At 46.8% G+C, this 20,212-nt stretch carries 23 protein-coding genes and 1 tRNA gene; 16 read left to right on the top strand and 8 right to left on the bottom strand.

Going from position 1 to position 20,212, the window contains the following annotated elements; translation table 11 throughout:
- Nucleotides 1-25 precede the first annotated feature (25 nt).
- From DW039_RS02695 to rsmD, 3 genes are read left to right on the top strand one after another with little or no spacing between them, the layout of a single operon-like run.
- Nucleotides 26-712, top strand: coding sequence for a hypothetical protein (locus DW039_RS02695; RefSeq protein WP_005824067.1), 687 nt, complete (start codon nucleotides 26-28; stop codon nucleotides 710-712).
- A gap of 18 nt (nucleotides 713-730) precedes the next feature.
- Complete coding sequence (locus tag DW039_RS02690) at nucleotides 731-1,510, top strand: DUF3822 family protein (protein WP_119958075.1); 780 nt, start codon at nucleotides 731-733, stop codon at nucleotides 1,508-1,510.
- Nucleotides 1,501-2,034: a 16S rRNA (guanine(966)-N(2))-methyltransferase RsmD gene (gene rsmD, locus DW039_RS02685; protein ID WP_005824070.1), complete on the top strand. Its 534-nt coding sequence runs from the start codon at nucleotides 1,501-1,503 to the stop codon at nucleotides 2,032-2,034. The genes DW039_RS02690 and rsmD overlap by 10 nt, the downstream gene beginning before the upstream one ends.
- A gap of 53 nt (nucleotides 2,035-2,087) precedes the next feature.
- On the opposite strand, the gene cls is transcribed toward rsmD, so the two are convergent.
- From cls to DW039_RS02670, 3 genes are all read right to left on the bottom strand, one after another.
- A complete protein-coding gene (gene cls / locus DW039_RS02680; protein ID WP_005824073.1) occupies nucleotides 2,088-3,527 on the bottom strand; it encodes a cardiolipin synthase in 1,440 nt (479 codons plus the stop codon).
- A 270-nt stretch (nucleotides 3,528-3,797) separates the two neighbouring features.
- Entirely contained in the window at nucleotides 3,798-6,722 is a 2,925-nt protein-coding gene (locus DW039_RS02675) for a TonB-dependent receptor (RefSeq protein WP_117588674.1), read from the bottom strand.
- Nucleotides 6,723-6,829: 107 nt separating this feature from the next.
- Nucleotides 6,830-7,243: a hypothetical protein gene (locus tag DW039_RS02670; RefSeq protein WP_005824079.1), complete on the bottom strand. Its 414-nt coding sequence runs from the start codon at nucleotides 7,241-7,243 to the stop codon at nucleotides 6,830-6,832.
- Between the two features lie 207 nt (nucleotides 7,244-7,450).
- Between DW039_RS02670 and aroB the strand changes: the two genes are divergently transcribed.
- On the top strand, nucleotides 7,451-8,512 hold the full coding sequence (aroB, locus tag DW039_RS02665; RefSeq protein WP_120381684.1) for a 3-dehydroquinate synthase: 1,062 nt from the start codon (nucleotides 7,451-7,453) through the stop codon (nucleotides 8,510-8,512).
- Here aroB and DW039_RS02660 read toward each other — a convergent pair.
- The gene (locus DW039_RS02660; RefSeq protein ID WP_120381683.1) at nucleotides 8,488-8,871 is read right to left on the bottom strand and encodes an MmcQ/YjbR family DNA-binding protein; all 384 of its coding nucleotides are present in this window, start codon (nucleotides 8,869-8,871) and stop codon (nucleotides 8,488-8,490) included. The genes aroB and DW039_RS02660 overlap by 25 nt on opposite strands.
- A gap of 3 nt (nucleotides 8,872-8,874) precedes the next feature.
- Nucleotides 8,875-9,405 carry an HU family DNA-binding protein gene (locus tag DW039_RS02655; RefSeq protein WP_008665685.1) on the bottom strand — a complete coding sequence of 177 codons (531 nt, stop codon included), beginning with the start codon at nucleotides 9,403-9,405 and terminating at the stop codon, nucleotides 8,875-8,877.
- A gap of 373 nt (nucleotides 9,406-9,778) precedes the next feature.
- On the opposite strand from DW039_RS02655, the gene DW039_RS02650 reads away from it, so the two are divergent.
- The 9 genes from DW039_RS02650 to DW039_RS02615 all read left to right on the top strand — a co-directional run bounded on the left by DW039_RS02650 (nucleotide 9,779) and on the right by DW039_RS02615 (nucleotide 15,865).
- On the top strand, nucleotides 9,779-10,528 hold the full coding sequence (locus DW039_RS02650) for a NigD-like protein (protein WP_008665687.1): 750 nt from the start codon (nucleotides 9,779-9,781) through the stop codon (nucleotides 10,526-10,528).
- 183 nt (nucleotides 10,529-10,711) lie between these two features.
- Nucleotides 10,712-10,785: transfer RNA gene (locus tag DW039_RS02645), tRNA-Pro, on the top strand.
- A 496-nt stretch (nucleotides 10,786-11,281) separates the two neighbouring features.
- Complete coding sequence (locus DW039_RS02640; RefSeq protein ID WP_120381682.1) at nucleotides 11,282-12,451, top strand: hypothetical protein; 1,170 nt, start codon at nucleotides 11,282-11,284, stop codon at nucleotides 12,449-12,451.
- Nucleotides 12,452-12,454: 3 nt separating this feature from the next.
- The gene (locus tag DW039_RS02635) at nucleotides 12,455-13,336 is read left to right on the top strand and encodes a hypothetical protein (RefSeq protein WP_013619009.1); all 882 of its coding nucleotides are present in this window, start codon (nucleotides 12,455-12,457) and stop codon (nucleotides 13,334-13,336) included.
- Nucleotides 13,337-13,393: 57 nt separating this feature from the next.
- Nucleotides 13,394-14,011 (top strand): DUF4313 domain-containing protein, encoded by a 618-nt coding sequence (locus DW039_RS02630; RefSeq protein ID WP_120381681.1) that lies wholly within the window; start codon nucleotides 13,394-13,396, stop codon nucleotides 14,009-14,011.
- Between the two features lie 15 nt (nucleotides 14,012-14,026).
- Entirely contained in the window at nucleotides 14,027-14,182 is a 156-nt protein-coding gene (locus tag DW039_RS20860) for a hypothetical protein (RefSeq protein WP_165853093.1), read from the top strand.
- 15 nt (nucleotides 14,183-14,197) lie between these two features.
- Complete coding sequence (locus DW039_RS02625) at nucleotides 14,198-14,542, top strand: hypothetical protein (RefSeq protein ID WP_120381680.1); 345 nt, start codon at nucleotides 14,198-14,200, stop codon at nucleotides 14,540-14,542.
- Between the two features lie 18 nt (nucleotides 14,543-14,560).
- Nucleotides 14,561-15,538, top strand: a complete 978-nt coding sequence (locus DW039_RS02620) for a hypothetical protein (RefSeq protein WP_120381679.1) — start codon at nucleotides 14,561-14,563, stop codon at nucleotides 15,536-15,538.
- A 33-nt stretch (nucleotides 15,539-15,571) separates the two neighbouring features.
- Nucleotides 15,572-15,865 carry a DUF4120 family protein gene (locus DW039_RS02615; RefSeq protein WP_013619013.1) on the top strand — a complete coding sequence of 98 codons (294 nt, stop codon included), beginning with the start codon at nucleotides 15,572-15,574 and terminating at the stop codon, nucleotides 15,863-15,865.
- Between the two features lie 42 nt (nucleotides 15,866-15,907).
- Here DW039_RS02615 and DW039_RS02610 read toward each other — a convergent pair whose 3' ends face one another.
- The 3 genes from DW039_RS02610 to DW039_RS02600 are packed head-to-tail and all read right to left on the bottom strand — an operon-like array spanning nucleotide 15,908 to nucleotide 17,899.
- Nucleotides 15,908-17,182, bottom strand: coding sequence for a Y-family DNA polymerase (locus DW039_RS02610; RefSeq protein WP_013619014.1), 1,275 nt, complete (start codon nucleotides 17,180-17,182; stop codon nucleotides 15,908-15,910).
- 1 nt (nucleotide 17,183) lies between these two features.
- Nucleotides 17,184-17,630 (bottom strand): LexA family transcriptional regulator, encoded by a 447-nt coding sequence (locus DW039_RS02605; RefSeq protein WP_013619015.1) that lies wholly within the window; start codon nucleotides 17,628-17,630, stop codon nucleotides 17,184-17,186.
- Nucleotides 17,627-17,899 carry an HU family DNA-binding protein gene (locus DW039_RS02600; RefSeq protein ID WP_013619016.1) on the bottom strand — a complete coding sequence of 91 codons (273 nt, stop codon included), beginning with the start codon at nucleotides 17,897-17,899 and terminating at the stop codon, nucleotides 17,627-17,629. Before DW039_RS02600 ends, DW039_RS02605 begins: the two co-directional genes overlap by 4 nt.
- A 284-nt stretch (nucleotides 17,900-18,183) precedes the next feature.
- Between DW039_RS02600 and DW039_RS02590 the strand changes: the two genes are divergently transcribed.
- The 3 genes from DW039_RS02590 to DW039_RS02580 are packed head-to-tail and all read left to right on the top strand — an operon-like array spanning nucleotide 18,184 to nucleotide 20,197.
- Complete coding sequence (locus tag DW039_RS02590; protein WP_120381677.1) at nucleotides 18,184-19,122, top strand: hypothetical protein; 939 nt, start codon at nucleotides 18,184-18,186, stop codon at nucleotides 19,120-19,122.
- Nucleotides 19,119-19,388: a hypothetical protein gene (locus DW039_RS02585; protein WP_022126309.1), complete on the top strand. Its 270-nt coding sequence runs from the start codon at nucleotides 19,119-19,121 to the stop codon at nucleotides 19,386-19,388. Before DW039_RS02590 ends, DW039_RS02585 begins: the two co-directional genes overlap by 4 nt.
- Complete coding sequence (locus DW039_RS02580) at nucleotides 19,385-20,197, top strand: DUF4121 family protein (protein WP_120381676.1); 813 nt, start codon at nucleotides 19,385-19,387, stop codon at nucleotides 20,195-20,197. Before DW039_RS02585 ends, DW039_RS02580 begins: the two co-directional genes overlap by 4 nt.
- Nucleotides 20,198-20,212: the final 15 nt, after the last annotated feature.

The following is a 20,212-nucleotide window of genomic DNA, read 5'->3' as shown; positions in this document are numbered from 1 at the left end:
ATAACAACTAAAAAACATATTTATCATGAAAACAGTATTTAATGTCATTTTAGGCTTATGTGCTTTGGTGCTAATTTATATTTGTTACACCAGCATTATGGGTCCTATCAACTTTGAAAAAGCAAAGAAGCACAGAGACGCAGCCGTCATTGCACGTCTGATTGACATCCGTAAAGCACAATTGGAATATCGTACTTTACATGACCAGCAATATACTGCAAGCTTCGACTCTCTGATTGACTTTGTTAAAAACCAGAAACTTCCGTTCATCTTCAAGCAAGGAGAACTGAACGATAAGCAGCTGGAAGACGGTCTGACTGAAAAGAAAGCCATCAACATCATCAATAAGGCAAAGAAGACAGGTAACTATGCTGACGTCAAGAAATGGGGATTGGAAAACTTCAAGCGTGACACTATGTGGGTAGCCGTATTGGATACTATCTTCCCGAAAGGCTTCAACCCCGATTCTATGAGATATGTTCCCTTCGGAAACGGTGCACAGTTCGAAATGGCCATCAAGAACGATACAGCTAAATCCGGTGCTCCTTTCTGTCTGCTCGAAGTGAAGACTCCGTACGAAGTTTATTTGAACGGTCTGGATGCACAAGAAATTGCCAACATCAAGGACGTACAAACCAAACTTGGCAAGTACTGCGGTCTGATGATTGGTAGCTTGGAAACAGCTAACAACAACGCCGGTAACTGGGAATAATCTCACCCCGACAAACGTATGATAGAAACGACTGATTTTAATAAATCGGAACAGTATACATTATCCATCCGTCTCAGTACGGATGGATTTTCTTTTTCTGTGTTCAACCCTTTGGGCGACGGCGAGTTCTCTTACTACGACCGTGCAGTGGACGAGTCCTTCTCCCTCACTGCCAATCTGAAACAGACCTTCCGCGAACTGGCATGGCTGGAACGCCCCTTCCGCCGTGTCAATGTGCTCATGGCAGACAAACGCTTCACGTTCATTCCCCTGGAGTTCTTCGAGGACGAACAAACGGAAATCATTTTCTATCACAACCATCCTAAACGGGAAAACGAAACCGTACAATACAACATACTGCATAAGAACAGCACTGTCGTACTGTTCGGCATGGATAAGAGTGCCTGCTCCTTCCTTCGCGAACAGTATCCCGATGTCAAGTTCTATTCCCAAGCCAGCCCCTTCATTGAGTTCTTCTCCTCAAAGAGCCGCTTGGGCAACAACCGGAAGATGTATGCACACTTGCGAAAAGATGCCGTAGACGTATACGGCTACGAGCGCGGACGCCTCCTTCTTGCCAATTCCTTTGAATGCAGAAGCACACCCGACCGTGTCTACTACCTATTATATACATGGAAACAACTCGGCTTCGAGCAGGAGCGCGATGAGCTGCACCTGACCGGTGACCTGAACGACAAAGAACTGCTACTGCCCGAACTGCGAAAATTCATCCGGCAGGTATTCATCATGAATCCCGCCACTAATCTTGACCTGCAAGCCATAACCCTATGCGAGTAATCAGCGGAATATACAAAAGAAGACGTTTCGACGTGCCCCACTCCTTCAAGGCACGCCCCACCACAGACTTTGCCAAAGAGAATCTGTTCAATGTGCTCTCCAACTACATGGACTTTGAGGACGGCATCCGTGCCCTCGACCTATTTGCCGGTACGGGCAGCATCAGCATCGAGCTTGTGTCCAGAGGCTGCGACCAAGTAATCAGCGTGGAAAAAGACCGCGACCACTATGCCTTCATCTGCAAAATTATGCAGGAATTAAAGACGGACAAGTGCCTACCCATACGCGGTGACGTATTCAAATACCTCAAAAGCGGACGCGAGCAGTTCGACTTTATCTTTGCTGACCCTCCCTACGAGCTTGCCGGGCTGGAAACCTTGCCCGATCTCATCTTCGAGAACAACTTGCTGAAAGAAGACGGACTCTTCGTCTTGGAACACGGGAAGAAAAACAGTTTCGAGGAACATCCGCACTTTGTGGAGAGAAGGGTATACGGGAGCGTGAACTTCACGATATTTAAATGAAGAATGGTACGATATGAATACACTTCAAGAAATTCTTCATTCATCATTCTTCATTATAACAGCGGCGCCATCAGCCGCACCACACTCTCTGCAGCCTTACGATACCAGGGGCGCTTCACCCAGTTCTTCAGGAATACTTGTACGCAGTCGCGCTGGTCTTGAAGGAAGATTTCGCGCATCTGAAGCGCTGTTTCTGTGTCATAGATGAAGGCATTCACCTCAAAGTTATGTTCAAAACTGCGGAAATCCACATTCGTAGAGCCTACCGTGGACAACTCATCATCCGAAACCATCAGTTTGGAGTGCAAGAAGCCTTTCTTATAGAAATAGACCTTGACTCCCGAATAGAGCACATCTGCCAGATAAGAGCAGGAACCCAGATGCGTCAAGCGGTTATCAGCACGCATGGGCAACATCAGACGCACATCGACACCTGACAAGGCGGCTGTCTGCATAGCAACAAGTACGGCTTCGGTGGGCAGGAAGTAGGGAGTCTGGATATAGAAATATTTCTTTGCGCTGGAAATGGATATGACAAGTCCCTGCATAATGTCTTTCCATGGGCCTACGGGCTCACTCGTTACAATCTGCGCCAAGGAAGTACCGCAGTTTTCTATTTTCGGGAAATAGCGGGTAGACGTAATCAGTGTACGGTCCACAAAGTACCAATCGAGTAGGAAGGCGGTCTGCAATCCGTGAACAGCCTTGCCCTCCAACAGCAGATGTGTGTCCCGCCAGATGCCCCATGAGAATCCGCGCATATAGCGTTCGGCAAGATTCATCCCCCCCACAAAGCCGATGCGCCCGTCAATGACAACTATTTTCCGATGATTACGATAGTTCACCTTACTGGTGAAAAGCGGAAAACGTACCTTCAGAAAGCTGCGTACCTCGATACCGGCCTCGCGCATCTCTTCAAAAAAACGGTTGGGAACATGCCAGCAACCCACATCATCATAAATCACACGTACCTCTACCCCGGCACGCGCCTTTTCCATCAGGACATCACGCACCAAGCGCCCAATGGCATCGTCCTCAAAGATATAGAATTCCATGTGGATATGCTTCGTTGCTTTCCCCAGTTCGCGCAGCAGGGATTGCAGCATGGAGAGCCCCAGGGTATAGGCTTCCACCCGGTTTCCATCGAAGGGGAAAGCCTGGTTGGTATTACGGAACAAGGATATGAGACGACTGTAATTGATGGGAAGCGCACATGAGTCCTGCGCCAGATATTCCGCCATAGGTTTCTTCAACAAGCGGCTGTAACTCTTCTTCCCTATCATGCGCACACGGCGCTGACTACGCCCGAAGAAGAAGTAAAACACCAGCCCCACGATGGGAAGGAACATCAGTATCAGTATCCATGCCATGGTTTTCACCGGATTGCGGTTGTCGAGGATAATGACGACAATCGTTCCGATGATGGCACCGAAATAAACAATGTCGAAGGCTATCGTAGCAATCTGGCTGGCAATGAAGTTCCAATCAAGCATGTTCACAGACAATTAAGTGTGAAACAAATGTAGGAAAAACACAGAAACTTTCACCGAAGATTACAGAGATTAACATAAAAGTCCCTCTTCCCCCAACTTGTCTGAAAACTTATACTTGCTATCGCTTTGACGCGGATGACGCAGATGACGCAGATTTTTAATATTCTTATCTGCGTCATCCGCGTCTGAAAAATAATCAAAAAGAAACCTGCCACAGAATTGAGAGTGTATCAGAATGACAAGCTGATTAGGGGGCTGATCCCCTCCGCTTTAGAACGGCCTGCGTCCTCCGAAACCGCCAGGACCATGACCCGGACCGAAGCCCGGACCGCCGAAGCCGCGTCTGCCCTGCATCTTATCGCGGGCGGCCTTGCTGCCGAAAATATTCAGACGATAGATGAAGTGAAGCATGCAATAGCTGTTCACGCCGTTATATTCGTACACCGAGCGGCCGCTTGCAGTCAGCGAACGGCTGATGTTACTCTGCTTCTTCAGAATGTCGTACATCTCGAAGCTGACGGTGGCATTCCCTTTCAGGAAAGTCTGCGACAACTGTGCATTCCAGATAAGCTCGTTACGGTTCATACTGCTGTCCGTATATCCTCGACGGCTCTGGTTGGCAATGTTGGTAGAGAGCGTCATGTTCCACGGCATGGAAATCTGCGTATTGGCACCGTAGGAGAAGGTATAGGGCTCCTGATTATTGTCAGGCGTCAGTTTATCCTTCTCTATTGAATAGGAGATGCTTCCGTTCAAGCCGAATTCAAACCAGTCATTACGATAGGCGGCATTCAGACGTTCGCCCAGCGTCAGGTTGGTGGTTGTATTCTTCCGTTCCACGGCATCTGCTCCCTTACCGGACGTCAGATAAGCCACATTGTTCTGATAGTTGGCATTGGAGAAGGAGTTGATGGTATACTTCTTATTGGGCAGTGCCGTATTGAAGCCAAACATGCCGAACGCATTCCAATTACCGTTGATATTCTTCGGAGTTGTAGTCCATCCACCAGTCTCCGAATTGTACACACGGCTATTGCTGATGCTATTCTGCGTTGCCGAGAAGTTGACGTGCGACATAATACCGCGCTGCTTTTCGGCATTATACGTATTATAGAAGAATCGCATGTTGTGCGTGAAGGAAGGCTTCAAGCCCGGATTACCGATACGTACATTCTGCGGATTGGAGTTGTCCACAATCGGCAACAGATTCTCCATACTCGGTTGGCTGCTACGCCCGCGGTATGTCATACGCAGCTGGCTCACCTTGGAGAAACGGATGCGCAAGTCCAGGTTCGGAGCGAAGTTGAACACATTGCGGGTGGTATCAATCATATAGTCGCCGCGCTTATAGGACAATACAGAATGCTGCGGCTGGAACGACATACCTGCGCTCAACTGATACTTCTCGCGGATAAAGCGCAAAGACACGGATGCATCGTGGTTGTAGTAGCGGTATTCCGCATACTTACCCAGACTATCCACCGCATGCTCTTCATATCCCGTGGGAAGCTGGGTTGACAATCCCCAATCCGGAAAGCCCTGCAAATCATACGTCGTCTTGTCGCTCTCGCTATACTTGTACTGGAACTGATAGCTGAATTGCAAGAAAGTGGCGCGGGCTATCGGTTCGCTGTAAGTCAGCTGTGCACTGTAATTGTAGTTCTTGGTAGGAGTAGTGATGTACTGGTTACGAACCAAGATGGAGTCTCCTCCCAAAGCATTCAGTAACTGGAAGTAATGTGTTTCCGACTCCGTATACTGGTTGTTGTCATTATTGGTATAACCGAATCTTCCACGGAACGTGACATTGCGTCCTTTGTCATTCAGCTTTCTGTTCAACTGCAAGGTTGCATCCGTAGACACACTCTTGTTGTCGCTCAGCGAACCGCTGTTGATAGCATTTATACGGATACTCCTCAACGGGTCATCGTCCGGATTAAAAATCTTCTCCAGATTCAGCCAGTTATTGGGGTCACTCACCAGACTGTAAGGGTCGGAATTGAACGTACCGCTCTCAGAATTGGAGAGATTGTCCGTTTTGCCGTACGAGAAGTTGGGACGGAAAATGATATTCGTCATCGAGTCCGGCTTCCACTCCATACGGAAATCGGCATTGAAATTCTTGGCTTTGTTACGTTGCCTGCTGTTCGAGTTGGAGTAAGAGTTGCCGTCCGGCAGAAAGTCCTCGGTAGAACCGATACTTGCAATATCCCCATCCTGATAGTTGTAGCGTGCACTACCGCCCAGTTCCAGCTTATCGGTTTGGGTAGCGAAGTTCACACCCAGCATTTTCGTTGCAGTAAGTCCGTTGTTCCTGCGCCAGCGCGGAGGACCGCCACCACCCGAAAAGCCCTGGTCGTTCACGTTATTGGCAGAACCCACTACCGACACCTGGGTTTTGTCCACGAAGCGGTTCAGCATAAAGCGGCCCATATAGCGGTCTTCCGTCCCTCCGGCCACGTCGGCATTACCGAACCAACCCTGGTTCATGCCTTTCTTTACGGTCAGGTCGAGCACCGTCTCCTCCTCACCGTCGTCAATACCGGTGATACGTGCCAAATCGGACTTCTTATCGTAGGTTTTCAGCTTCTCTATCATATCTACCGGCAGGTTCTTCAAACCGGTCTTTACGTCTCCACCGAAGAACTCCTTGCCGTCGACCATAATCTTCGACAAGTCCTTACCGTTGATTTTCACATTACCCTCGTCGTCAATCTCCGCACCGGGCAGCTTCTTCACCAACTCCTCGAGCATGGCTCCCTCGGGGGTACGATAGGCAGATGAAGTATATACCAGTGTATCTTCCACCACCTGCACTTGCGGCGCTTCTGCCGTAACCACAGCCTCGGCCAGCATCACCGCATCCGTTTCCAATGTCAGTGTACCCACGTTCTTGGCAGTTGTCGTAGCATAAAGGTGTAAAGGGATGTACTGGCTCTTGAATCCGATGTAGGAAACCTTCAGCACGTATTTACCCGCACTGACTTTGGGAAGAGTGAAATAACCTTGTGCCGTAGTGGCCGTACCCGATGCCTGAACACTGTCTGGCAACAAAAGCAACTGCACGGTAGCTTGTATCGCAGGCTCCTTGGTGTCCTCCACGACACGGCCCGATACCGTAATGTTTTTGGTCTGTGAAAATGCAGACAGCGTTGTTACCAACAGCAACGCCATCCCCGTGATAATTTTCTTCATGTGTCTATTCTTTGTCTATTCTAAATGAACAATGCCTTTTATTCACTGTTTCATTTGACAGACTTCCGGGCAAAAGGTTTAATGCCCCACATGACGATTTGCTTTATTTATCGACTATTCCGCTTAAATAATCTATCAACTGTCGCTTTCTTTATACCAAATTCCAAGCAAAGCACATTCAATATAAGAAATATGAGAAAAGAAGAAGAATCGACCGAAAGGAGGTCACCCTGCGCCACCCGGTAGAGCATACCGCCGAAGATAAAAAGAACGGTCAGAAAGATGGCATTGCGCGTGGACTTGTTGCGCACCTGCTCTATCTCCTTATTCTCGTTCTTCGTCAAGGCAAAGATTATCATCAGTGCCCCCATCATCATCAGGAGTTTGGAGCATTCCTTGTAAAACAGCAAGTTGGCATCTGTCACTTTTCCCCACAATAGGAATATGAAAGGAAGGAACAACGCCAGAGCTATGATGAAATAACCCAACGGACGGCAATAAACGGGAAGTAATGCTCTCATTTCTATCAATCAATTACAAATTACTAATTACAAATAGCGGGAGGCAGATGACGGAAACACCTTGCCACCCATAGAATTTCGCGGGACAAAGATAACGTTTTATTGCCAAAAGAGCTATCTTTGTGCCACAATATAATGAAGAAGGCTCCCTTTCCTTCATAATCCGTAACATCAGTAATTGGTAATTCGTAATTTGTAATTAACAAGATGAGTAAACAAGAAGTAATCCTTTGCGAAGGACTGGCAAACAGCCTGACGCATGCCATAGCGAAGTGTCCCCATGACAAGCTTTTCATCCTTACCGACGAGCATACCCACCGCCTCTGCCGCCCGCATCTGGACGGTATCCCCGCCCTGGAAGAAGCGGAAGAGATTATTATCGGGGCAGAAGATGTGCACAAGAATATGGAAACGCTGGCTGCCGTATGGCAAGCCCTGAGTGAGAAAGGGGCCAGCCGCCACTCCCTGCTCATCAATCTGGGCGGTGGCATGGTGACCGACCTTGGCGGTTTTGCCGCTTCCACCTTCAAGCGGGGCATCGCCTACATCAACGTTCCCACTACGCTGCTCGCCATGGTCGACGCTTCCGTGGGAGGCAAGACGGGCATCAACTTCAACGGTCTGAAGAATGAAATCGGCGTCTTTGCTCCTGCCGCCTGCGTGCTGCTGGAAACCGAGTTCCTGCGCAGCCTCGATGCCCATAACTTCTTCTCCGGCTATGCGGAGATGCTGAAGCACGGCCTCATCAGTACCCCGGAACATCTGGCGGAACTGCTGGCCTTCGATACGGAGAAGATAGATTATGCCTTGCTGAAGTCCATGGTAGGACGTTCCGTGCAGGTAAAGGAACGCATCGTAGAAGAGGACCCACTGGAACATGGCATCCGCAAAGCCTTGAACCTGGGGCACACCGTGGGACACGCCTTCGAAAGCCTCGCCCTTGCCGAAAGGCGTCCGGTGCTGCACGGCTATGCAGTGGCATGGGGGCTGGTCTGCGAACTCTACCTTTCTTATATAAAGACCGGATTCCCGAAGGACAAGATGCGCCAGACCATCCAATTCGTCAAAGAGAATTATGGCAGCTTCACCTTCAACTGCAAACAGTACCACCAGCTGTACGAACTGATGAAGCATGACAAGAAGAATACCGCCGGAGTCATCAACTTCACCCTATTGAAAGAAGTGGGTGACATCTGTCTCAACCAGACGGCAGACAAGGAGACTATCTTCGAAATGTTCGACTTTTATAGGGAGTGCATGGGGGTATAACGCTCCCGCTCCCTCTTCGGCAGGCTCTCCACAACCAGCCGATAGGAGCGTGCCACCAGTTCTCGGATAATGCTGTCCGGTACATCCTGATTAAAATACACACTGTTCCAATACTTCTTGTTCATGTGCCACCCCGGCTTCACCCCCTCGTACCTTGCCCGCAGCTCCGTTGATTCCTCCGGGCGGCACTTGATGCAGCAGAAGTCGAACACTTCGATATTGACAAAGCAGAACCACTTGTCGCCCACATAAAAGCAAAGCACATCGCGGCTGTATCTGTCGGCCACATTAGGAAAAGGCATCTTCTCGCTCACTCGCGGCAAGGAGAGACAGTATTCTCTGAATTCTTCCACATTCATCGCTCACTCCTCCCCCGAAAAGTCCTCCGTATCATTTTCCATCCCAACTGGGTCTTCATCCGGAATTCCCGTCTTTCCCTCGGCCCGCTCCTTTCGCAGCGTTTCCGGTCGCAACATATCGTGAGGGAAATATCGGCTAAGCGGATAACGGTAGAAATCCATCCCGCTGTTCAGCCTCGCCACCAGCGACTTATCCGGACGAAAATAGACACGGGATAAGCGTACCTTGCCCGGCATCACATCGTCGGGATGCTCAAACCCGTCACTCGTCACCGCCACATGGAAGGAACCCAGCCCCTTAATGGTCACCGACTCTCCCTCCATCAGCGCTTCCTCTATAAACTTCGGCAAATCTATCAATACACTCTGCACGTCTCCCGAACTCATCCCTTTTCTGGATGCCATACGCTGCGCCAGCAGCTCTGCCGTCACACCTCCACGCCGCTGTAACACACGCTGCACAGCATAATAGAGTTGCTTCACCCCTTCTGCCGTGCGGAAAACCTTCTTTCGAACCAAATAGACTATACTCATACTCTTTTCACAATGAACATAATGTTTCTTACTGCAACCAGACTGCTGACACCCCACCCGAAGGTTACTTCCCCTAAACAGAAAGCCAGTTTCCATACGGCCGGACAGCTATTCCCCAACATGCACGAGATGCACATCTCATGCAGTTCGAGACATACATCTCAACACACGCGAGATGTGCATCTCATACAGCAAAGGTAATCATATTCCACCTGATATACAAATATCTTTCATGTATCGGGGAATAATATTCCGCACCAGCTTACTCCGGCTCTTATCATTAATTAACAATGCTGCATGCAGGGTTTTCGCAAATATGCTATTTCTATAAAAGCAAGACCTATTCCAAATGTTTAATTTAAAAGAGTACACTATGAAAATGAAGTCAATCTTTAACAAGAAAATTTTAATCGCTATTGCAACCATCAGCTCCTTAAGCCTCCAATCGTGCCTGGACGACGATGATAATTATGCCATGAGATTCCCCAATGCCCTGGTAACGGTAAAGACCGATGCAGACCAGACAGTCTTTCTGCAATTGGATGACAAGACCACTCTGCTGCCTACCAACATGACGAAATCTCCCTACGGCGAGAAGGAAGTCCGCGCTTTAGTAAACTACAAGGAAGTGGACGAGCCCAGCGATATCTACACCCAAGCTGTACATATAAACTGGATAGACAGTATCCTTACCAAACCCATCGCCCCGGATTTGGGTGAAGAGAACGATACCGTATACGGCACCGACCCGGTGGAAATAGTGAACGATTGGGTAACCATCGCAGAAGACGGTTATCTGACCCTTCGCTTTAGAACTCAGCAAGGAGACTATCAAACAAAGCACTTTGTCAATCTGCTGCTGAGCGAGAATCCGGAAAACCCGTATGAAGTAGAATTCCGCCACAATGCCAAGGGCGACATTTACGGCAGGTATGCGGACGGACTGGTTGCTTTCAAGTTGGATGCCCTGCCTGATACAGAAGGCAAGACCGTTAAATTGAAACTGAAGTGGAAATCATTTAGCGGCGAAAAATCTGCGGAATTCGATTATTGTACCCGGAAATCCGTAACGCCCGAAAGTCCGGCTATCACTTCCGTAAGAAACAGCCTAAACCTGCAATAACTTCATTCAAAGTATGCCTGCCCGCTCAAAGCCATTGCCTTGCGAAGCAGGCATACAAGTAAAAAGAGAGCAGGACACGTTGACCGAAAGCCTTGAAACTGCAAAATATAGGTTCATTCAATAAAAAAAGCACTATAAATATTTGCTATTTTAAAATAAAGCCGTACATTTGCACCCGCAATTCGGGATGTAGCTCAGCCCGGTAGAGTACGCGTCTGGGGGGCGTGTGGTCGCTGGTTCGAATCCAGTCATCCCGACTGCTGAAAATCAAGGAGTTAAGATAAACATCTTAACTCCTTTTTTTTGATTCCTACAACAAATCTACAACATTTTTCCCGCTACAACATGTCTACAACTAATAAAAGAAAAATACTAAGCTTCATTTTTCTTTTATTCATATTAGTTTATTTTCATATTACAGAACAAGTCTATACTCCACATTAAGGGCCCATATTCTTAAATAATGCAAAAAATCAAACTTGCTATAAGGTACAAAGAACATGCTTTACTATAAAATATCATCCAGCATAATATCCCATTATTTCATTTCTTACAGCAAATATCGCCCTTTGCCACTGACTGTGCAAGGCAGCCCTGTCGGGCTGGTTGGCTGGAAAAAAATCATCCTCGCTTCGCTCCGGTATTTTTTTCCGCCAAGCCTTGCACCGGTCATTGGCAAAGAACAGCCGGGCCAGTAAGAAATTGAAATACTGGCTCCACGGAGCCGGTCATGTCTAATTTAAATAAAAGAATATGACTGAAGAAGTTGGAAAGAAGGTATGTGAAGGTACAGTAGCAGACCTCATGAAGGACAAGACCGGAAAACAGACGGTTATCACGTTGACAAGAAAGAATGCTTACCGAGTGAAGAAAATCAGAGAACAAGGGACGGATGACGAAGCCGTCCTTTTTCATTTCCGTAAACGCTGTACGGGAATGGGGTCCTATGTACACACAATCGAAGCGGCAGACGGGGAAACAGAACTGCATCCAAATGAATTTGAAAAATGGGAAGCTGTGGAATTCCTGTATCCCGGCTATCTGGAAGACCTGCTTGATGCTGCATACAACGCATATAGATGGAGTTCCTTCGAACCTGAAGCAAGGGCGGAAACAGACATCATGCAATATGAAAAACAACTTGTAGAGGATCTGAAACAGATTCCGGAAGAAAAGCAGAACGAGTATGTCAGTGCATACCATAGCAAGTTCTCTGCCTTGCTGGGCAGTCTCTCACGATGTGCCAGTCCGATGGTGACAGGCCCTGCCAAATTCAACTGCCAGCGCAACAACAAGGCCTTGGATGCATACCAGAACAGATTTGATGAATTTCATGACTGGCGTAACCGCTTCAAGGCTGCCATGGAAAGGATGAAAGAGGCTGCCAAACCGGAAGAACAGAAGCAGGAAGAGGCATGGAACCGTCTGAAGCGTGACATTGCAAGCAGCGCACAGACCATTCATGATATTGATACCGGTAAAGCAAGAGGATACAGCCGTGCCTTGTTTGTCAGCAGTATCCTTAATAAAGTAAGCACCTATGCGGGAAAAGGAGAAGTGGAAATCGTACAGAAAGCGGTGGACTTCATTACAGACTTCAATGCACAATGCAAAAAACCGATTATCACTCCACGAAACCGTTTCTTCCAACTGCCGGAAATGGCACGCCAGGCCAGACTGAAACTTCAGGAAATCAGAGAACGGGAAAACCGTGAACTGAAATTTGAAGGTGGAACGCTGGTATGGAACTATGAGGCAGACCGCCTGCAAATCCTGTTTGACAGTATTCCGGACGACCAGAAGCGAAAGGAACTGAAATCATACGGTTTCAAATGGTCGCCAAAATATAAGGCATGGCAACGGCAGCTTACACAGAATGCCGTATATGCAGTCAAAAGAGTGTTGAACCTTCAAAACCTATAAGCCATGAAAGACCGATTGAGATATGTAATCGATTCACGATACTACAACGGAACATGCCTGACTTGTATGACCGATGGAGTCCGAAGTGACCATGGGGGAGAGACTCTTGAAGAACTGCGCACACAGGAGAATAACCCGTATCTGACAGTCGTCACTTCCAAAAGGATTGACAAGATGAACCGCCTGTATCTCCAATCATTATGTGCACCGTTCAAAGAAATTACAGAAGGTGAATATTATGACCTGTTACACGTAGGACGTCCACTCCGTATGAAGCAGGATTCATTCTTTGCCGGAGATTACAATTACAACAGTGTATATATTTTCTGTTTCACCAGAGAAAGCCGTTACTTTAAAGGCATGAGACCGGCATACACACCGCAAATTCAACTGGATAACGAAATAGACATGTACATGACAATCATCAACCGGAAAGCCGTAATCTCAAAAGAGGAAACAAGCAAAACGGTCACAACCGGAACCAGATTCATTCCCTATTATTTTTCAGTGGACGGGAAACAGCCTGTATTCATCTGCAACCTTGTCATCCAATCAGATTCCAGACAAGCAAGGACGGACATGGCGAATACCCTGAAAAGTCTTCGCCGGAACCATTATCAGTTCTATAAAGGAAAAGGACATTACGCAACTCCGGACGAACTGATAGACCATGTATCAGGAAAGAAGCTCACTCTTGTTTCCGACGGACATTTCTTTCAATATCCTCCCGGCAGGGAATCCGCAACTTTCATCGGACACATCAAGGAAACATCAGAGGAATTTCTTTTTCGGATCTATGACCGTGAATATTTCCTGTATCTCCTAAAAAGATTGAGGACCGTGAAAAAGGAATCGGCACAGGAACAAATAAATATCAAATCATAACATTCGGGGGAATGCGGTAGAATAACTGCCGTATTCCCTCATAAAAACAATACAAGTATGAACAAATCGAACACTCTATACTGGAAAACAGCCACAGATCCGGCTGAACACATTGAGGTCAGACTCGTCCTGAACAGTTATATCGACAATGACAATCTGTATGTAGGACTTGAATCCCGGTCTAAAGAGAATCCGGAATGCTGGGAATCCTACACGGACATCACCGTCAACCTCAATTCCCTTCCCCCGTTCCATGCCTATGTGGACAACCGGGACTGCAACAGACATGTGCATGATTTCCTGACCATTAACAGAATAGCAGAACCTGCCGGATTTGAATATCAGGGATTCAGAATGTTCCGCTTCAATCCTGACAGGTTGAAGGAACTCGCACCCGAACAGTTCAAGACAATCAGCGCCAAACTGCCACCACAGGATGACATGATAAAGGACATCATCTATCAGGAAAGACGTTTCCCTTTGAGAACTGTTCAAGACATTCACGGAATATATCTTGTTTCAAGCAAGGAACTGGAAGAATCTCTGATCGAAGGAGTACGGAACCTGGATGCTGCGGCAAATGAACTGCTGGATGGCATCTGCCTGTTCTGCTCCACACAGGAACTGCGCCATCTTACGGATGCAGAACTGATAGAAACAATCCATGCACAATAAAAAGGAGGAACAAATATGAAAACCGGAGACATTGTATTTCTGAAACGTCCCTATAAGGGATACCGTGCCGTCGAACTGATGGAAAGACTGGAATGCCGCTGGCTGGTCAGGATTGTCGGGAGCGGTCTTGAACTTGAGGTCTATGAAGATGAACTTATATCAGAATTCTAATACGGACAAAGTGTTATGGAAAAATATCAGTTTGCATTCCATTCGGAAATAATCGGCTATACCTCCCCACATATCGGGGAGGTCAGGAAAGCCATACACAGAAAAGTGGAAAAGGAAAAGTCTGCCGCCATAAAGAATGATATTGAACTGCACATGTACAAGGTGCATGACGGCATACCGGTTCTCCTTAACACCTGCTACCTGTACGATGAAAAAGGATGCATGGTACACGGAAGTATCAAGGGAACCAAGGATTATCTGCTTGAGACATGGAGATACCATACAAACAGACATTCCAAAGGCAACGGTTCCACAAGAATCAGGCCCTGCACGACAAGCAGGGCTTTTTCGTTTGTATAACTCTTAAAACCAGGAATCATGAACCAGACATTACAACTTACAGACTATATTCCACAATATGTGAGTCTTTACTATGTGGATTATCGGGATGACCTTGATGAGCATGAAGATATCCAGGAGGAATGCGTCCGTTCCAACAATATGGAAAAGCTCTATGAAAAGGCATACGAATGGTATGAGGAGCAGGAAGGCTCAAACATGCACGACTATCTGGAAGAGACAAGAAAGAATATGGAAACGGACAATCTTGCCGGAGAGTTTGAAGATCATGAAGATGAAATCAGGGAACTTATCTACGACCGGAACGATTCCGACCCGGTAAAGGATCTGATACGCAACTCGTCCGTCACTAATTTCTTCTATTCGCTCGGAGTGGAAATCAGCGGATATCTGACCGGCTGTTCACTGCGGGGAGAATCGGTCGCCATGGCCTGCCATAAGGTACGCCGCGCACTGCATCTGAAAAAGGGGCAGTTTGACGAGAAGATTGAAGAACTGGTAGGGAATGCCACATACGGCGGAGAACTGCGCATCTACTTCAACGCCATGTTTGACAGGCTCATCAGCAAAGACCCTGAGAACGATTTCAAGAGCATCCGTTTCCACGGGAATGTAGTGGTCGCCATTGCCGACAGCCGGAACGGTTCCGGACATCATGTACGCATTCCGCTGGACATCACCTTCCCTTTCCGAAGGGAGAACCTGTTTGTCGATTCACAGGTACACTATTCCTATGCAAATGAAGTCTGCGGAATGACCAATGACTGGTGTGATTCCACAAAATGGGAAACGGGCATGATACCTTTTACCGGATCGGTCCGAAAAAGCCGGATGGCTGAATACAAGAAACAGGAAGCCGCTTATGAGCAGACATTCCGAAGCGGGAAATGCACCTTCGGTGACATGAACTACAAACGCCATCGTGACGTGAGATATTCTAATGAATATCCAGCCGGATGCAGATGCCCTCATTGCGGTACTTTCTGGATTGACTGAAAAAACATTTACTAACCAATAAATTCAAACGATATGAAAATCTGCTGTTCACAAGAGCATTACGACAAGGTCGTACAGTATGCAAAATCCATCAATGACAAGACACTGGAAAACTGTCTTGAACGTCTCAAGCAATGGGAAAAGAACGATAACCGTCCATGCGAAATCGAACTTTATTACGACCATGCGCCGTATTCGTTCGGATTCCGCGAACGTTATCCGGACGGGAATACAGGCATAGTTGGAGGACTGCTGTATCATGGAAATCCGGACGAATCCTTTGCAGTCACCATGGAACGTTTCCACGGATGGAGCATACATACATAATTAAAAAAGAAAAAGGCGGGAATGGATAATCTATTTCCGCCTTCACTTCAACTTAACATCAATAATATCTTTCAAGTTGGTAGTGTATTGTTTGGAAATATGCTCACATTTCAAATTCCATCCTTTGCCATTTCCAAGAACAGCTATTTTTACCGTATTATGACCGTTTTTCCGATTGATTGCTTCAATGGTATCTTCCAGTCTTTTCAGCCTGTTCCTGTCAATCTTATCAAAGAGATCGGTCTGTATTGCTGAATCTGGACAAATATTCCATAAGATAACACCAGCCTTTTTAAAATGATATATTTTATCATTCCTCCACTCATTTCGTAAACCTTTTACTACAGTTCCGATAATCTCCTGAGAACTATTGGAAGGTACAGGCAGATAGAATGTTCTGTTGACGGACAAACTTGGTAAGTCCTGACGAAATCTGCTCGTATAAGCAAACAATGTAACTGCCCTACAACAGCTTCCTTGTTCTCTGAGCTTACGTACACAAGAGGAAGCAAAATTTGCAACAGCCTCTTCAAGTACATCAAGACTGGCTATGCCAGCATCGGCAAAACTACGGCTTGTACAGATACTCTGCTTTTCTGCAAGGTTCTCAATTTCAATACAATTTTCTCCGCGCAATTCACGCCATGTCCTCACACCGGTTATTGTAAGAATCTGTCTGACCCATCTTTCAGATTTCTGTGTAAAATCCCATGCTGAACGGATGCCATAATAGTTCAATTTTTTCCTATTCCTGAATCCGATGCCCCAAACATCACCTATATCTGTCTGTCGTAGGGCTTTTTCTCTCTTCTCTTCAGAATCTATGATACACACGCCTTCATATCCCTTATATTTTTTCCCGAAGCGGCTTGCAACCTTCGCTAAGGTTTTAGTATAGGATATACCCATTGTTACCGGTATTCCGGTTCCTTTGGTAACTGCACGGACTACTTTCTTCCCGTATGCATGAAGGCTATCATCTTTACAAATGCCGTTCAGGTCTAGAAATGCTTCATCTATGGAATACTGGGTCAATTCAGAAGCATATTCCGACAAAAGCAACATAACCCTGCGACTCATATCACCATAAAGGGAATAATTTGAACTGAATACAGCCACTCTATTCTTTTCTAACATATCCCGAATCTGAAACAGCGGTGTCCCCATCTGAATGCCCAATGCTTTTGCTTCATTGCTGCGTGCAACCACACAGCCGTCATTGTTGCTCAGGACAACAACGGGAACAGTCCGCAAATCGGGATTAAAAACCCGTTCACAGGAACAATAGAAATTGTTACAGTCAACGAGAGCCACCATACTATCTGTGTTTTTTGTTTTTCTGGCACTTGATGTTATAAGTCAACACTCCCCATACGATAAAATCATTTTCTTCCGTTACCTTAATGGGATGATAGGAGTCATTTTCAGGCATCAGCCACAAACAACTTCCATCAGGTTCCAATCGGACTCTTTTTAAAGTAAACTCTCCATCGATATAGGCTACCACAATGTCGCCGTCTCCCGGCTCCAGTCCCTTGTCTATAATTAACAAGTCACCGTCATCAATACCGCACCCGAGCATGGAATCACCTACGGCCCGGGCGTAAAATGTCGTTGCAGGATGTCTGACAAGTTCCTTGTTCAAATCAATACTTTCTGTCATTGCATCCTGGGCTGGAGAAGGAAAACCTGCACGAATTCCCTGGTCAGCAAAAGCCAGCTCAAGTTCCGTACTTAAATCTGCTGAATATAAAATAAGTTTCATTTCAGTCTTTTCAAAAATTCAGTGGATGGCTTGAATGATGGTATATCATGTTCCGGTATAACCATTGACGTATTCAATGACAGGTTACGTGCAACCTTTTCCGCACGATGTTTCAAGCAGAAAGTTCCGAAACTGCGAAGGGTCACCTCATCTCCTCGCTCCAGTGAAGACTTTACTTCTGACATAAAACTTTCTATTACAGACAGAATCGTGACTGAATCTGTACCTGTAGTCTGAGATATTTCTTTAACAAGCTCTGCCTTTGTCATATTACAATAGATATTTCATCTGCAAATGTAGTCATTTTCAGTCTATCATAAAAAACAATCACGCATCCTCATTTCTTGCTGCAAAAATAGCTGTTTGCCGCGCAACTCCCGCAAGGCGGCCCTGCCGGGCTGGTTGTCTGGAAAAAAATCATCCTCGCTTCGCTCCGGTATTTTTTTCCGCCAAGCCTTGCAGGGATGCGGGCAAACAGACAACAGGGACAACAAGAAATAAGAATGCCTGTACCTTACAGGCAGACAATGTATAACAATAAATATCAGAAGTCATGATTACAGACCAGAAGACACAGAACAGGCTTCACGCGGAGACCGGAACAGAACTGTTCTCCATCAGACAAAGGAAGGAAGCCGTCATAAGGATGCTGGACATTCTGAAAGAAACTCCGGAATACCTGCAGGTTATGAACCATATACCGGCTTATGCCATGGATGACGATACGTCAGAATGGTGGAATTCGGAAGAATCGGAAAATTTCATGAACTCACTCCTGGAAGTGATGGAAAGCTATACTCCGGACGGATACAGGTTCGGACCGAAATCCGGCACGGCCGACCTTTACGGCTACTGGGAAAGCAAGACCGGGCGGACAACCCTCTTCCATCTGCTTTTCAGTCTGGAAAGCGGATATGAATGGGGAAAAGGTCTTTCCCATGAGAAAACGGACGCATTCTACAAGGAAATAAAAGAGAAATTTCATGGAGAGGGATTCGACACGGACATAACCGGCTGTACATCACAGGCCATGTATCTTGTAAAAGGAAAGACACGCCTGTACGTGCATCCGATGGAAATAAGCGGCTACTGTGAAACACTGCATATTCCACAGATTACAGCCATACTGAAAAAAGGAGGCCGTACATTCCGTCTTGTAAAGGATACGATAGCGGAAGAGGTGTATTCCTTCACCGATGAAGAAGAAATGGAATATTACCGTGCCAGATACGGAACGTGCATCCACCGGAATATACTGGATGCCTTCAGCAACCGCCGGGCAGGGAAAGAGGACATACTTTCCATGATGGCATCACGGATAAATGTGGCGACGACATCACATCTGCACGGTATCGGATATGATTCGCCTGCATACAGGTTTGTGCATGAGGCATACGACAGACTGGTAAACAACGGAAAGTTGAAGGAGAATGTCCGGGAAATCGGTTGCTGCAACATCATAATGGCCATTTCAAATACCAACGCAATATGAGACTGAATTACAATGACATGCTGCTTCTGGCAATATGGGAATACAACAGGAGACAGGACGAGGATCTGACCCTGGAACTGTTTCAGGAAACATTCGGACAGGTTCCCGGCGCACATTTCCATGACAAATGGGTGCATTATTACAACAAGAACCTGCTGATGATGGCCGCCTATTTCAGGGGTGAGGAAGAAAACGGCCAGAAATTCTGTGATATGGTCACCCGACAGGTTGAACGCTATACACAAAACAGGAGGAGAACAGGATGAATACAAAGATACGATATGACCTTGACAGTCTTGAACTGGCAAACGGTGACTTCGGGTATCCCATTACAGAAAAGGAAGTACGGAAAGTGAACCGTATGCTGGAACTGATTGAGAATGTCCGAAGCAGGCAGATGTGCCCGACAGAAGGAGACAGCGTTGAATTTGTCACACGTTCTGGTGACTATTTCGGAAAAGCTCATATAGAACGGATAACAGGCAAATATGCGGATATATGCCTGATACCGGAAACGGTATTCTGTTTCGATGACATGGGAAAAGCCGCCTATGATACCACCGGAAGCCCCTGGACGCAGGTCAATATCCGGAACATGAAACCCGCAGGTACTGAAATCCGCATATTCAGGACATGGGGATTCGGGAAACGCAGCAATACGGGCAGTCTCAGATTCGACGCTCCGGTCAGGAAATGGGAATACAGAGAACCGAATCCGTTATATGACGGTTACACCACCCGTAACTGGTTCCGCTATCATATCATGAAACACCGGGACAGGGAAAGGACAGGCGAATACACCTTCCGCAGCGATTCATTCACGCTGTACAGCCGGAGCGAGCTGGACGAGCTGGCCGCAATCCTGAAAGGCAGACTCTACAAGGGAATCCTGCCTGACTCTCTTGTACTTTGGGGATACCGCATGGATATTAAGGAAATATCACGTGAGCAGTGGAACGGTATGGGACAGCACGGACAAATCCGCATGAAATTCATGGGATACGGTCCGGTCAGAATCCACACAGACAATGAAAACCATACCGTAACAGTATACAGAATCAACGACAGTCTATAACCAATTATAAAATAA

Source organism: Bacteroides sp. AF39-16AC, from assembly GCF_003602735.1.
GTDB classification, from domain to species: Bacteria; Bacteroidota; Bacteroidia; order Bacteroidales; family Bacteroidaceae; genus Bacteroides; species Bacteroides uniformis.
Note: the sequence above shows the minus strand (reverse complement) of the source record. Positions and strands in the feature narration are given on the sequence as shown.

What these genes read in the sequence shown, in the direction of transcription:
- DW039_RS02695 (WP_005824067.1), top strand. Translation starts at nt 26, where the DNA reads ATGAAAACAGTATTTAATGTCATTTTAGGCTTATGTGCTTTGGTGCTA.
- DW039_RS02690 (WP_119958075.1), top strand. Translation starts at nt 731, where the DNA reads ATGATAGAAACGACTGATTTTAATAAATCGGAACAGTATACATTATCC.
- rsmD (WP_005824070.1), top strand. Translation starts at nt 1,501, where the DNA reads ATGCGAGTAATCAGCGGAATATACAAAAGAAGACGTTTCGACGTGCCC.
- cls (WP_005824073.1), bottom strand. Translation starts at nt 3,527, where the DNA reads ATGCTTGATTGGAACTTCATTGCCAGCCAGATTGCTACGATAGCCTTC.
- DW039_RS02675 (WP_117588674.1), bottom strand. Translation starts at nt 6,722, where the DNA reads ATGAAGAAAATTATCACGGGGATGGCGTTGCTGTTGGTAACAACGCTG.
- DW039_RS02670 (WP_005824079.1), bottom strand. Translation starts at nt 7,243, where the DNA reads ATGAGAGCATTACTTCCCGTTTATTGCCGTCCGTTGGGTTATTTCATC.
- aroB (WP_120381684.1), top strand. Translation starts at nt 7,451, where the DNA reads ATGAGTAAACAAGAAGTAATCCTTTGCGAAGGACTGGCAAACAGCCTG.
- DW039_RS02660 (WP_120381683.1), bottom strand. Translation starts at nt 8,871, where the DNA reads ATGAATGTGGAAGAATTCAGAGAATACTGTCTCTCCTTGCCGCGAGTG.
- DW039_RS02655 (WP_008665685.1), bottom strand. Translation starts at nt 9,405, where the DNA reads ATGAGTATAGTCTATTTGGTTCGAAAGAAGGTTTTCCGCACGGCAGAA.
- DW039_RS02650 (WP_008665687.1), top strand. Translation starts at nt 9,779, where the DNA reads ATGAAAATGAAGTCAATCTTTAACAAGAAAATTTTAATCGCTATTGCA.
- DW039_RS02640 (WP_120381682.1), top strand. Translation starts at nt 11,282, where the DNA reads ATGACTGAAGAAGTTGGAAAGAAGGTATGTGAAGGTACAGTAGCAGAC.
- DW039_RS02635 (WP_013619009.1), top strand. Translation starts at nt 12,455, where the DNA reads ATGAAAGACCGATTGAGATATGTAATCGATTCACGATACTACAACGGA.
- DW039_RS02630 (WP_120381681.1), top strand. Translation starts at nt 13,394, where the DNA reads ATGAACAAATCGAACACTCTATACTGGAAAACAGCCACAGATCCGGCT.
- DW039_RS20860 (WP_165853093.1), top strand. Translation starts at nt 14,027, where the DNA reads ATGAAAACCGGAGACATTGTATTTCTGAAACGTCCCTATAAGGGATAC.
- DW039_RS02625 (WP_120381680.1), top strand. Translation starts at nt 14,198, where the DNA reads ATGGAAAAATATCAGTTTGCATTCCATTCGGAAATAATCGGCTATACC.
- DW039_RS02620 (WP_120381679.1), top strand. Translation starts at nt 14,561, where the DNA reads ATGAACCAGACATTACAACTTACAGACTATATTCCACAATATGTGAGT.
- DW039_RS02615 (WP_013619013.1), top strand. Translation starts at nt 15,572, where the DNA reads ATGAAAATCTGCTGTTCACAAGAGCATTACGACAAGGTCGTACAGTAT.
- DW039_RS02610 (WP_013619014.1), bottom strand. Translation starts at nt 17,182, where the DNA reads ATGGTGGCTCTCGTTGACTGTAACAATTTCTATTGTTCCTGTGAACGG.
- DW039_RS02605 (WP_013619015.1), bottom strand. Translation starts at nt 17,630, where the DNA reads ATGAAACTTATTTTATATTCAGCAGATTTAAGTACGGAACTTGAGCTG.
- DW039_RS02600 (WP_013619016.1), bottom strand. Translation starts at nt 17,899, where the DNA reads ATGACAAAGGCAGAGCTTGTTAAAGAAATATCTCAGACTACAGGTACA.
- DW039_RS02590 (WP_120381677.1), top strand. Translation starts at nt 18,184, where the DNA reads ATGATTACAGACCAGAAGACACAGAACAGGCTTCACGCGGAGACCGGA.
- DW039_RS02585 (WP_022126309.1), top strand. Translation starts at nt 19,119, where the DNA reads ATGAGACTGAATTACAATGACATGCTGCTTCTGGCAATATGGGAATAC.
- DW039_RS02580 (WP_120381676.1), top strand. Translation starts at nt 19,385, where the DNA reads ATGAATACAAAGATACGATATGACCTTGACAGTCTTGAACTGGCAAAC.